This is a genomic window from Nitrosomonas sp. Nm51, from assembly GCF_900111165.1.
In the GTDB taxonomy this organism is placed as follows: Bacteria; Pseudomonadota; Gammaproteobacteria; order Burkholderiales; family Nitrosomonadaceae; genus Nitrosomonas.
Window position 1 is genome coordinate 1 of the sequence record NZ_FOGH01000009.1, and the last position, 12,302, is coordinate 12,302.

Below are 12,302 nucleotides of genomic sequence, written 5' to 3' on the forward strand. Positions count from 1 at the left end.
CAATAGCCTGGTTTTAGGTCAGGTTCAAGTAGATGACAAGTCCAATGAAATTACGGCTATTCCCAAGCTGCTTTCTCGTTTAGATATTGCAGGGGCTGTGATTACAATTGATGCGATGGGTTGCCAGAAGAAGATAGCTCAGCAGATTGTCGAGCAAGGCGGAGATTATGTTTTGAGCCTGAAAGGCAATCAGGAAAGCTTGCATGAAGATGTTGTTACGTATTTTACATCGCCACTATCTCCGGAAGCCGCTAGGGCAACTGTCGATGGTGGGCATGGGCGCATTGAGACACGTACTGTTCGTGTAACAGATGAGATAGCATGGCTAAAAAAACGACATTCCTGGGCGGGGCTGCAGAGCATCATTGAGGTCACAGCAACAAGAGAATCAGAAAATAAAATAACCGAGGAAACGCGTTATTTCATCAGTAGTCTAAGCGCCAATAATCCGAATAAATTGGAGCATGCTGTTCGCGCTCATTGGGCTATCGAAAACAATTTACATTGGGTGCTTGATATTGCTTTTGATGAAGACAGTAATCGAACGCGCAAAGGCCATAGCGCTGCTAATCTTGCCATTATCAGACATATTGCGTTGAACCTGATAAAAAAAGAAAAAACGTCAAAAGTTGGTGTAAAAACAAAACGGTTAAAGGCAGGTTGGGATAATGATTATCTGCTACGAATTATTGGAGTAATTTAAGCCCGATTGCCCTGCAGTTCGAATCAATCAACATCTTTGCTTTATCGATAGCTGGAAACAAAAAATTTATGCATGCAGAATTGGTAGGCTATAACAGATTATTTGAAGAATTCCCAACGCCTGGATATACTGGTGCTGTCTGCATTCGTTCTGGTCGCGATAATCTGTGTAAGTGTCAGGTTTGTACATATCATTTTTAATCTGTATTACAATTTGTTATCCATCAACGAGTTACCTAATGGTTTCGCTTACGCGAAAACAATAGTTTTCCTAATATTAAAACTGTTTTGGATTGATTAGTATAGACCCTGTGTTAAACGCGATGGAGAAATGCTAATGAGAGCCATAACAGTTAAATATTTTGCAGTTCTTACGATCTGTATTCTGGTTGCCGCATGTGCACAGATGAGTCCGCATGCGTCCGTAGGAAAAGGGACGGAAAATCTTAATCATACAGCGCTGACAAAACACCATGAAAATCTGGCCAGATCAATGCAGGCCAAGGCAGAAGAACAAAAAAAGATTATTAAAAGCAGATCCCGCTTCAGCAAGTTTGGCAGAAACGCGCAGAGCGCTAAAAAACGTGTTTTATGGAGGATTCATAATTATGAAAAAGCCGCCGAAGTGAATTTCGCCAAAGCTGCTTATCATAAAAAAATTGCCCGGGAACAGGGAAGACATGATACACATACAAACTCAGATGCTACAAAAGAGCAGATCGATAAAGCAAGCTTCAGATTAGACAAAAGTACACCGGTAAATTCAGACGGTTTAGAAGATGCTTTATAAAATTCAATAACGGGTCGGTTGATACTGTGACAAGATCCAAATCTGATCAGACAAAAACATTGTCTGATCAGATTTTTATATAAACTACCGGATGTTTTGACGTCGATGCAGCGGCATTGCCATACCAGCATTCAGAACAAAATCTAATGGTTTCCGTGAGAAATGGTTTAGTTTATAAGCGCTTATTCCATCAATGCGATTTTGTTTTTTATATAACTTCTCTTTTTTAATGTAAGCCGTTTCCAGCCATTATCGACGGCTTGCTTTTTTACGCAGTTCCAGTTAAAAATAGCAGAGCATGTTTTTCATGAAAACCGAACTGAAAAATATTGTTGTTGCCTTATGCATTGCTGCTGTGGCTGGAAAATATTTAAAACTGTGCTGACATTGTTTGCAGTATACGTCTATGATTTATATATCCCTGTAATGACATTCTGTCAACCTATAGCAGTAATTTTGTAATCACTAGCTGATAAATTTTCGACAGGCGTTCCAAGTCTGCAACATCTACATGCTCATTTAATTTGTGAATGGTTTCATTGCGTGGACCAAATTCGACAACCTGTTTGCAGATATCTGCAATAAAACGCCCGTCAGATGTGCCGCCCGATGTAGATAATTGCGGTTCAACTTGTGTTATTTTAATGACGGCATCACGTAACGCGCTGGCAAGCGTTGCATTGGGCGTTAAAAAAGGCTTTCCTGAAAGTGTCCAGGTTAGTGCATACTCCAATCCATATTTATCAAGCACCGCATGTACTCTGGATTTCAGAGAATCAACCGTACTGGCGGTAGAAAAGCGGAAATTAAACTGCATATTTACAGTGCCAGGTATGATATTGGTTGCGCCGGTACCGCCATTGATGTTGGAAGTATGCCAGGTGGTCGGTGGAAAATATTCATTGCCATCATCCCAGCGGATTTGCGAGAGTTCTGCGATCGCTGGCGCGGCTAAATGAATCGGATTTTTCGCCAGATGAGGGTAGGCGATATGGCCTTGTATACCTTTGATTGTCAGATTGCCTGAAAGTGAACCCCGCCGGCCATTTTTGACCGTATCCCCAAATTGTTGTGAACAGGTTGGCTCGCCGACTATGCAGTAATCCAGTAATTCACCGCGCGCGCCAAGCGTATTGACAACTTTCACTGTGCCGTCAACGGCCGGGCCTTCCTCATCGGATGTAATCAACAGAGCAATAGAGCCATTATGCTCAGGATGCGAAGCAACAAATGCTTCGATGGCTGTAATAAAAGCGGCTAAGGACGATTTCATATCTGCGGCGCCGCGACCATACAATTTACCATCCCGGATTTCCGGTTCAAACGGATTGCTTTTCCACTGTTCCAGCGGGCCGGTAGGGACGACATCGGTGTGTCCGGCAAAACAGAACACAGGTGATGCAGTGCCGCGTCTGGCCCAAAGATTATCGACACTGCCAAAACGCAAGTTTTCAATCTGAAAACCTATTGTTTTAAGACGCTGCGCAAGAATGTCCTGACAACCGCTGTCGTGTGGAGTAATCGAGCGCCGCGCGATCAGTTGGCAGGCTAAATCCAATGTTTCATTGGTCATAAATTATCCTTCAAGAAAAAACTGGAGATTAAATCACTGTGCGTGCAGCCTGTGTATGTATTTAGCAACACTTTCTGTTCAAAACTGTTATGTGGGTGTAGGGATTTGGCTGATTATCATGTAAATTTAGGGGTCGTAGCAGAAACTGAATTCTACACGTCTGGTGTAAAACATGCACCGTGCGCATGCGCAGCAAAGCATACAACTAACTGAATTCGATCATAAGGGGAAAAAATGCTCGAGTCGCTATTTTTTGTTTTCATATCATTGCTGGCCGTCGCCACTTTAATTTTATTCGTTCCATGGTTAAGGCGGTTGATTATTTCTAATCAATTTCTCAAAATTTTTCGAAAAATGTTGCCGCCCATTTCACAAACTGAACAGGAAGCGCTTGATGCGGGTACTGTCTGGTGGGATGGCGATCTGTTCAGTGGCAAGCCGGATTGGAACAAACTTTTGGCTTACCCTAAACCGCAATTGAGCGACGAGGAACAGGCTTTTCTTGACGGCCCGGTTGAACAGCTTTGCGACATGCTTGATGAATGGCAGATAACACACGATCTGAAAGATTTGCCACCGGATATCTGGCAATTTATCAAAGACAATGGTTTTTTTGGATTGATTATTCCCAAAAAGTATGGCGGACGTGGTTTCTCGGCGTTGGCGCATTCAGAGATAGTAATGAAAATCGGTTCACGTAGCGGGACGGCCGCGGTAACAGTCATGGTGCCAAATTCACTCGGTCCTGCGGAATTACTGCTGCATTATGGTACCGACGAGCAGAAAAATCATTATTTGCCGCGATTGGCGCAGGGACTTGAGGTCCCCTGTTTTGGCCTGACGTCACCGGACGCGGGATCAGATGCAGGATCCATTCCCGATTACGCGATCGTGTGCAAAGACGAGTTTAATGGCAGGCAGGACGTGCTGGGCATGCGCGTTACCTGGGAAAAACGCTATATTACACTGGGTCCTGTGGCTACCATTTTGGGGTTGGCTTTTAAATTATACGACCCTGATCACCTGCTCGGTGATCAGGAAAGCCTCGGTATTACGCTGGCCTTGATTCCGACGGATACGCCGGGTTTGCACATCGGGCGGCGTCACTTGCCATTGGATGCAGCATTTCAAAACGGCCCGAATTGGGGCGAAAATGTATTTATACCGATGGAATGGATTATCGGCGGCCAGAATGGCGTTGGGCAGGGATGGCGCATGTTGATGAATTGTCTGGCGGCTGGTCGTTCCATTTCACTGCCGGCAACCAGTACCGGCAGTGCAAAATTGGCGGCAAGAACCAGCGGCGCGTATGGCCGGGTTCGTGTGCAGTTTAATTTGCCGATCGGTTATTTTGAGGGTATTGAAGAAGCACTGGCACGCATCGGCGGCAATACCTATATGATGGACGCTGCACGCATCATGACAGCCGGTGCAGTCGATCTGGGTGAAAAACCGTCTGTGATTTCTGCAATCGTTAAATATCACCTGACCGAACGGGCGCGACAGGCCATTGACGATGCAATGGATATACATGGCGGCAAAGGTATTTGCATTGGTCCGCGTAATTATCTTGGACGCACCTATCAACATATGCCGGTTAGTATAACGGTGGAAGGTGCCAACATTCTGACGCGCAGCATGATTATTTTCGGGCAGGGTGCGATTCGTTGCCATCCGTATATTCTGCAGGAAATCAATGCAGTGCACGATACAGATAAAAAACGTGCTTCTGTGGCATTTGACTCTGCGCTGGTCGGCCATATTCTATTCAGCGTGCGTAATACCGTCAACTGTCTGGTATACGGTTTATTCGGCAAATATATTAAAAGCAGTATTCCGGATAACTGTAATTCTGAAATTGCGCGCTATTATCAACAGCTCACGCGTTTTGCTGTAAATTTTGCATTTCTTGCTGATATCACCATGATGAAACTGGGTGGCGCATTGAAACGCAAGGAACGATTATCCGCCCGTTTGGGGGACATTTTTAGTTTGCTGTATCTGTGTTCGGCTACGCTTAAGCGCTTTGAAGACGACGGGCGGCCACAAGCTGATTTGCCATTATTGCACTGGTCTGTTCAGGATGCTATATACCGCATTCAACAAATTTTTGACGAATTTTTGAGCAATTTTCCGGGTAATCAGGTATTTGTGTGGTTGCTGAGAAAATGGATTTTTCCGCTAGGAAAACCGTATTTACCGCCAACCGATAAGCTTGGGCATGAAATATCTCAAATGATGCTCGAGCCGAATGAAGCGCGCGACCGGCTGACTGCGGGTATCTATCTGCCCACGGCATCCGGTGAACCTCTGGCAGATCTCGAGGATGCTATGACATGCGCAATTGAAAGCGCGCCGCTTGAAGCAAAAGTGCGCAATGCTGTTAAGTCGGGCAAAATTACCGCCCAGCAAGCTGAAAAGCAGATAACACAGGCTTATCACCTTAACGTGATTACCGTCACCGAAGCGGATCGGCTGCACAAGATGCGGGACTTGCGCAGCCGCGTGATTAAAGTGGACGATTTTTCCCAGGATTTCTCTTACGTAGCGCCCGGTACGCTCAATCGTATAGAGCCAAAACCACCAACATCGTCAACAACTGCAGCTGCAACTGCCGCATCGGCAACAGATGTGTCGGAACAATCCAATGAGCCGGGAGAGGAAACGCGAAGCAGCCAAACCTGCACAAACATCGAGCAGTCAACTTTGTTTGAGTCCGGACAATTGAGTGAAATAGCATCATCCGATTTGTTTGCTCACGAGAAACCGGCATCTGAACAGAATAAAGACAGTAGTCAGCCGACTGCATTGAATGCTGAAACAGAAAATGATAATGATACCACGTCTGGCGATGAGGATGCTTTGCGGGCAGCCGATGAATCGTCAACTGGCGGAACCAGGCCAGGTATCGCGAAGCACAGCGACGACGATGACATAAATGAAGCGAAAACCCATCAAACAAATTAATATGAACCAAATAATTTCTGTCGAACAAGCGAAAACTCTGGATGGTTTATTTAAAGAGCGTGTGCTCGCTGCGCCGCAGGGAGAGGCTTACCGGTATTACGATGATAAGCATGAATTATGGTGTGTCCATACCTGGGAAGCAATGCATGCGCATGTCGCCCAATGGCAGGCGGCGCTGATCAGAGAATCGCTGACCTTTGGAGACCGCGTTGCGGTGATGATGCGCAATCGCCCGGAATGGGTCATGTTTGACCAGGCGGCATTGGGCCTGGGCCTGGTTGTTGTTCCATTCTATACTGAAGACCGTGCGGACAATGTAGTATATATGCTTGCAGATGCCGGTGTTAAACTGCTGTTGCTGGAAAAATCGGCGCACTGGCGTGAAGTATTTGAAGCCAGTTGCAAAGTGGACAGTCTGCAGCGGGTTGTGCTGATTGAAGCAACCGGAAATCCTGAAACGGATACGGTGCCGAAGGTGCATCCTGACGACAGCCCGCGTTTGAAGGTTTCTGCGGACTGGCTGTCTGCCGATGCCGATGCCGACGTCAATACAGTCAAGCATATCAATGATGACCCTTTCAGCTTGGCTACCATAATTTATACGTCTGGGACTACCGGTCGTCCCAAAGGTGTAATGTTGAACCATCACAATATTCTGTCAAATGCCTATGCCAGCCTGCAGGCTGTCCAGGTAAATCCGGATGACTTGTTGTTGTCTTTTTTACCGTTGTCTCATACTTTTGAGCGGACCGTCGGCTATTATCTGCCTATTATGTGCGCTGCAACTGTTGCCTATGCACGCTCAATTCCCCAGCTGCAGGAAGATTTGCAGATCGTACGGCCAACAATACTGATATCGGTACCACGGATTTATGAGCGCATTTATGCGGGTGTCCAGACAAAGCTGGCAGAAAATTCTGCTTTTGCCCGCTGGTTGTTTAACTTTACCGTAGATGTCGGATACAGCCGTTTTGAATACCGGCAAAAACGCGGGCACTGGCGTCTGGCGTTTTTATTATGGCCGTTATTGAACGCACTGGTGGCCGCCAAATTGATCAGCAAACTAGGCGGCCGGCTGCGTCACGCCATGAGCGGTGGAGCGGCATTATCGGCTGAGATCTCACGGGTATTTATCGGACTAGGACTCCCGATACTGCAAGGTTACGGCATGACAGAAAGCAGTCCGGTTGTCAGTGTTAACCGTCACGACGATAATGTGCCGTCCAGCGTAGGTGTGCCGGTTCCCGGTGTGAAGGTCAAGCTTGGAGAAGATGGAGCATTGTTAATCCGTGGGCCGAATGTCATGATGGGATACTGGAATAATCCGCAGGCGACCGAAGTTGTGCTGTCTTCCGACGGCTGGTTAAATTCGGGCGATGTCGCCACAATTGATTCTCTGGGTCATATTACTATAACCGGACGGCTGAAAGATATTATTGTCCTGTCAACTGGCGAAAAAATTCCGCCTGGCGACATGGAGGCAGCCATTATGCGTGACATGATATTTGACCAGGCTCTGGTTATCGGCGAAGCGCGTCCTTATTTGTGTGCACTGGTCGTGCTGAATCCCGAAAACTGGAATAATTTTGCCGAAGAACATAACCTTGATAAAAATGCAACCAATACCGGTCAAAAAGCGCACATTGAAGAAATCTTACTTGATAGAGTTACGCAACAAACCCGTGAATTTCCAGGTTATGCACGTATCCGCAAGGTTATCGTTATTTCCGAGCCTTGGTCAATAGAAAACGAAATGATGACACCGACACTGAAATTGCGGCGATCCAAAATCATGGAACGACATAAAGCCGAAATCGAAAAACTGTATGAAGGTCGTTGATTGATAGTTGTCGAATTTTTATGCATCAACTATGATTTTCAATCACGATTTTCCGCTTAATTGAATTCTTGTAATCTGACAAAGTAGAATTAAAGTACGCGTATATTTTACATCGGTCCGATCGAAAATACTCAGCTTTATACTGCTTCTCGCAACTGGTGGCTTACCCAGAGCGACGAAGCAAACAACAACACTGCGCCACCTTGATGTGCTGCAGCCAGGTTAATTGGTACGACATGCAATAATGTGGCGATGCCAAGGCTGACTTGGACGGCCAGCATCAGCAGAAACGCATGACACGCCAAGCGGGTGGTTCCGGACAGACTGGATCTAAAAATGGCCTTGAACCAGAAAAATGGTACGGTAAATATCAATATCCAGGCAATCATGCGGTGATCGAATTGCACCGTTGTCATATTCTCGAAAAAATTGCGGTACCAGGGTTCGAGTATGAAGAGATCGGGCGGAATAAAGTGGCCATTCATCAGCGGAAAAGTATTGTAGGCCAAACCCGCGCGGATACCTGCGACAAAACCGCCCGACAACACCATGATAAAGATGAGCCATGATAAACCGTGCGCAAAGCGGCGTAAGCTTTTTAATGTCCCGGCATCCCGGCTGGATGTGGCGGCGCTCGCAGTTGGGGACAATATTCCGAGAGCCACCCAGAACAAGGCTGCAAAAATGATAAATGCGAGCCCTAGGTGAGCGGTGAGGCGGTATTGGCTGACACGTGGATTATCGACCAGCCCGCTCATGACCATGTACCAGCCCATAAAACCCTGCAGTCCTCCTAGTACGAAAATGCCGGCGAGTTTATAGCCAAGTGGTTTGTCGATTTTCTTTTTAACCAGAAAATAAATGAATGGTATAAAAAATACCAGACCGATGAGCCGTCCGAGCAACCGGTGAAAATATTCCCACCAGAAAATGGTTTTGAATTCATCAATACTCATGCCTTTGTTGACCTGCTGATACTGGGGTGATGAGCGGTATTTTTCAAGAAGTTCATCCCAATTTTCTTGCGTGATCGGCGGTATGGTACCGACCAGTGGCTGCCACTCGACAATAGACAGGCCCGAGTCAGTCAGTCGTGTAACGCCGCCGACAACAATCATGGCAAAAACAAGTGCGCAACAAATCAACAGCCAGATTGCAATGGGTTTTTTTTCTGAGTTCATGAGATATTACGATTATACGATTTATATAATAAAAGAGTTGATACTGATTTCTTACTTGGCGCGTATCAGGCGTTGACGTTCACGTTCCCATTCTTTCCGTTTTTCCGTTTCACGTTTGTCATGCTGTTTTTTTCCTTTGGCAAGACCGGTCTCAAGCTTGATACGGCCAGCCTTGTAGTGCATATCTAGTGGTACTAGTGTATATCCGGCACGCTCGACCTTGCCGATAAGCCGTTTGATCTCTTCTGCATGCAATAGTAATTTTCGCGTTCGGACCGGTTCAGGGTGAATATGGGTTGATGCTGTTTTCAACGGACTGATATGGCAGCCAATCAGGTATAATTCACCTTTTCGGATGATAATATAAGCTTCTTTTAATTGAGCGCGCCCGGCCCGGATAGCTTTCACTTCCCAGCCTTCCAATACTATGCCTGCTTCATATCTTTCTTCAATAAAATAATCGTGAAAGGCTTTTTTATTGTGAATAATACTCATGCAGATGATTAAAAAAGGTGATTGTTCTTTAAATTTTGTGTATTTTATCAGTTTTCCAGTAATAAACCTCATATAGAAAGAAAGGAGAGGTAATTTACTTTTATGGCAGAAATTGAGAAAACCGTTTTAGTTGAGTATTCGGCTGAGCAGATGTTTAATTTGGTGGACAGGGTTGAACAGTATCCGGAATTTCTTCCGTGGTGTGGCGGTACGTCAGTTGATCCGCAGAATGAATCCGTTACCCACGCGACCATCAAAATTAATTATCATCATGTCAAGCACAGTTTTACCACTGAGAATAAACGTACACCGCCGGAACTTATTGAAATGACTCTGTTAGATGGACCGTTTGAACATCTTGATGGCCACTGGCGTTTTATACCTTTATCCGATGAAGCCTGTAAAATAGAGTTCCGCTTGTATTATACTTTCTCGCATAAAATTTTAGAAAAGTTGGTTGGCCCTGTGTTTCACATGATTGCCAACAGCTTTGTGGAATCGTTTATTGAACGCGCTGAAGCAGTCTATGGCGGCAGATGATCGAATCAATCGAGAAGATCTGACTGAAAGTATTGAAGTCGAAATTGTTTATGCTCTGTCTGAATGCCAATATCTCAAGAAGCTTCGAGTGCCTGTCGGTTCAACCATTGAGCAGGTAATCGGTCTTTCCAACATCACGGATCAATTCCCAGAAATTGATCTAAATAAAAATCGGCTTGGCGTTTTCAGCAAGCTTGCTGATCGAAAAACTGTTTTGCAGCCCCTTGATCGTATTGAGATTTACCGGCCGTTGCGCATTGATCCTAAAGAAGCCAGAAGACTGCGCGTAAAGCGAAAACATCAGTAGACATGATGTAAAAACATTTTGAATGAGGACTGGATATGAGGGCACTGAGTATTATTGCATTGATTTGTGTAACGGCCTTTGTTTCAGAAAATGGTTCGGCACAGTCAATTTCCTATCTAGGGTTTGAATGTTTGAATGCTGTCAATGTAAATGACCCTACACCAACTGCTTCACGTATTGAAAGCAGGTTTGAAGTTATCGAAATACGCAAAGATGGCATGCTGCGATTAAGTCTGTCAGGGGGGCTACCGAGATTTGTTGACAGCAGTCAGAATATTTGCATAGACAGTGATACTGCCATTGGCTTTATCGGCACCCCAAATGCTGCCGGAACAGTGGGGTTACCTCTAAAACTGGACCGTATCGAAGCAGTCGCCCGTATTAATGAAGGAGACTTGGTTATCGTCGTGAATTCGATTTTTACTGATTTAAGTGCGTCTCGAGGAGCGTTTTCTTCATTCAGTACAAGCCGTATACAGCCGGTATCCAACACATTGTTTTTAAAATACGATGCTCAGATTGCTTCATTCATTCTGAAAAAAATAATTCATAATAAAGGATTTGTTCAGACGAATGGATCAACTGCAATGTTTCCATTTATTGAGATTATTGTACCCATATTTGATGAGGCGGAATCAGAAGAAACCCCGCGTATCCTAACGCCACCGTCTGAAATAGTTTACCGCCTGGACGGTTAAATAAAATCGAATAACGATAAGCCTGAGACTGTTGAGAATGTTTTTTGTGCGGCTTGCAAATATACTTGTTGTCTGTTGAAGTCAGAAATCGCTTTGGCGTAATCCACATCCCGTAATTCGGAGAGCCTTTGCTCGTATTGAATTTCAAGATCGCCTCCGAGCGTTTCGAGCGCTTCGAGCTCTTGTAGTCGTGAGCCGACAGATGCTCGCGTGGAAAGGATTTTTTCTAAACCGTTATCCATATTTTGCAACGCGGAATTCAGATCGTTCGTTAATCTTGCGCCTCCAGGCTGTCCGCTCGAAGGAGTCTCCAATGCCGTGATCAAGTCTCCGACCGTTTGAAAGATGCTTTGATTCGTGCTGGGTGAGACTGTAAAAATATCTCCATTTGCTGGATCACCTGTGATGCTGAATTCGAGGCCATCAAAGCTGATTGTGTTGGTATTTGAGAATGCGTTACCTGTTGAAAGCGTTGCACCGGTTGTAATGTCAACAACGTCATAAGTAGTTGCGCCTGCGTTAACAGTAAATGAAACTTCGTAATGATGTCCTGTCAGATTGGCGGGTGAAGGAACGGAGCCTGCACTAATAATGCCACTGCCGGTATTGCCGGTATTTGCGGCAGTTGTAAATATTTCATTGCCATTTTTAATACGTTCAAAGATATCTGTCCCGGAATCGCTGACGGCAACTTGGCGTGTTGAGCCCACCTGGCTGAGCCGCTGTCCTTGATCGCCATCGTATTGTACGTTCAATCCCTGATGTGAGAAAGGCCGGGTGCTTTCTTGAAAACCGGAAAACAAATAGTTACCTGTTCCGTCTGTAATATTTGCCTGTCCAAGCAGTGCTTCAAAGCGGCCGCGTAACTCTGTTGCCAGACTTCTTCTGTCTGTATCTGTGAGTGCAGGATTGCCAGCGTTAACGGCAATCTGGCGGATATCCTGCAGATTTGACGTAACATTTTTTAATGTTGTTTCAGCGAGTCCGAGTGATGCCAGCGCGTGACCGCGATTAACGGAGTACTGTGAATTAAGTGATGAAGCCTGTGACAGATTAAGTGCCTGTGTTGCTGCAATTGGATCGTCAGCCGGAGTCAGAATGCGTCTGCCGGTTGAAATTTGTTGTTGTGTTTTAATTAAGGCTTCTTGCTGTTGCAGAATAGCCGTTGTTCCTGCATCATAGATTCCATTCGTACTGAAGCGCATTTTT

At 45.5% G+C, this 12,302-nt stretch carries 11 protein-coding genes; 7 read left to right on the forward strand and 4 right to left on the reverse strand.

From position 1 onward, the window contains the following. Positions 1–703, forward strand: a 703-nt coding sequence (locus tag BMY60_RS04995) for an ISAs1 family transposase (RefSeq protein WP_143057357.1), incomplete at its 5' end; no start/stop codon positions are given. Positions 704–1,108: 405 nt separating this feature from the next. Continuing rightward, a complete protein-coding gene (locus BMY60_RS05000; protein WP_143057358.1) occupies positions 1,109–1,492 on the forward strand; it encodes a hypothetical protein in 384 nt (127 codons plus the stop codon). Positions 1,493–1,934: 442 nt separating this feature from the next. Here BMY60_RS05000 and dapE read toward each other — a convergent pair whose 3' ends face one another. Beyond that, on the reverse strand, positions 1,935–3,065 hold the full coding sequence (gene dapE / locus BMY60_RS05005) for a succinyl-diaminopimelate desuccinylase (protein WP_090331784.1): 1,131 nt from the start codon (positions 3,063–3,065) through the stop codon (positions 1,935–1,937). A gap of 234 nt (positions 3,066–3,299) precedes the next feature. Here dapE and BMY60_RS05010 point away from each other — a divergent pair, with 234 nt between their 5' ends. Together BMY60_RS05010 and BMY60_RS05015 are read left to right on the forward strand one after the other, a co-directional pair. Next, complete coding sequence (locus tag BMY60_RS05010; protein ID WP_090331786.1) at positions 3,300–6,032, forward strand: acyl-CoA dehydrogenase; 2,733 nt, start codon at positions 3,300–3,302, stop codon at positions 6,030–6,032. A gap of 1 nt (position 6,033) precedes the next feature. Beyond that, positions 6,034–7,872 (forward strand): AMP-dependent synthetase/ligase, encoded by a 1,839-nt coding sequence (locus tag BMY60_RS05015; RefSeq protein WP_090331788.1) that lies wholly within the window; start codon positions 6,034–6,036, stop codon positions 7,870–7,872. Between the two features lie 137 nt (positions 7,873–8,009). On the opposite strand, the gene BMY60_RS05020 is transcribed toward BMY60_RS05015, so the two are convergent. Then, the gene (locus BMY60_RS05020; protein WP_090331790.1) at positions 8,010–9,053 is read right to left on the reverse strand and encodes a COX15/CtaA family protein; all 1,044 of its coding nucleotides are present in this window, start codon (positions 9,051–9,053) and stop codon (positions 8,010–8,012) included. 51 nt (positions 9,054–9,104) lie between these two features. Further along, on the reverse strand, positions 9,105–9,548 hold the full coding sequence (gene smpB, locus BMY60_RS05025) for an SsrA-binding protein SmpB (protein WP_090331913.1): 444 nt from the start codon (positions 9,546–9,548) through the stop codon (positions 9,105–9,107). A 102-nt stretch (positions 9,549–9,650) separates the two neighbouring features. Here smpB and BMY60_RS05030 point away from each other — a divergent pair, with 102 nt between their 5' ends. Genes BMY60_RS05030 through BMY60_RS05040 form a run of 3 tightly spaced genes read left to right on the forward strand, consistent with a single transcriptional unit; the run spans position 9,651 to position 11,093 of the window. Further along, a complete protein-coding gene (locus BMY60_RS05030) occupies positions 9,651–10,088 on the forward strand; it encodes a type II toxin-antitoxin system RatA family toxin (protein ID WP_090331792.1) in 438 nt (145 codons plus the stop codon). Then, positions 10,075–10,395 carry an RnfH family protein gene (locus BMY60_RS05035; protein WP_090331794.1) on the forward strand — a complete coding sequence of 107 codons (321 nt, stop codon included), beginning with the start codon at positions 10,075–10,077 and terminating at the stop codon, positions 10,393–10,395. The genes BMY60_RS05030 and BMY60_RS05035 overlap by 14 nt, the downstream gene beginning before the upstream one ends. Positions 10,396–10,430: 35 nt before the next feature. Next, positions 10,431–11,093: a hypothetical protein gene (locus BMY60_RS05040; protein ID WP_090331795.1), complete on the forward strand. Its 663-nt coding sequence runs from the start codon at positions 10,431–10,433 to the stop codon at positions 11,091–11,093. On the opposite strand, the gene flgL is transcribed toward BMY60_RS05040, so the two are convergent. Then, the gene (flgL, locus tag BMY60_RS05045; RefSeq protein ID WP_090331797.1) at positions 11,090–12,298 is read right to left on the reverse strand and encodes a flagellar hook-associated protein FlgL; all 1,209 of its coding nucleotides are present in this window, start codon (positions 12,296–12,298) and stop codon (positions 11,090–11,092) included. The genes BMY60_RS05040 and flgL overlap by 4 nt on opposite strands. Positions 12,299–12,302 lie beyond the last annotated feature (4 nt).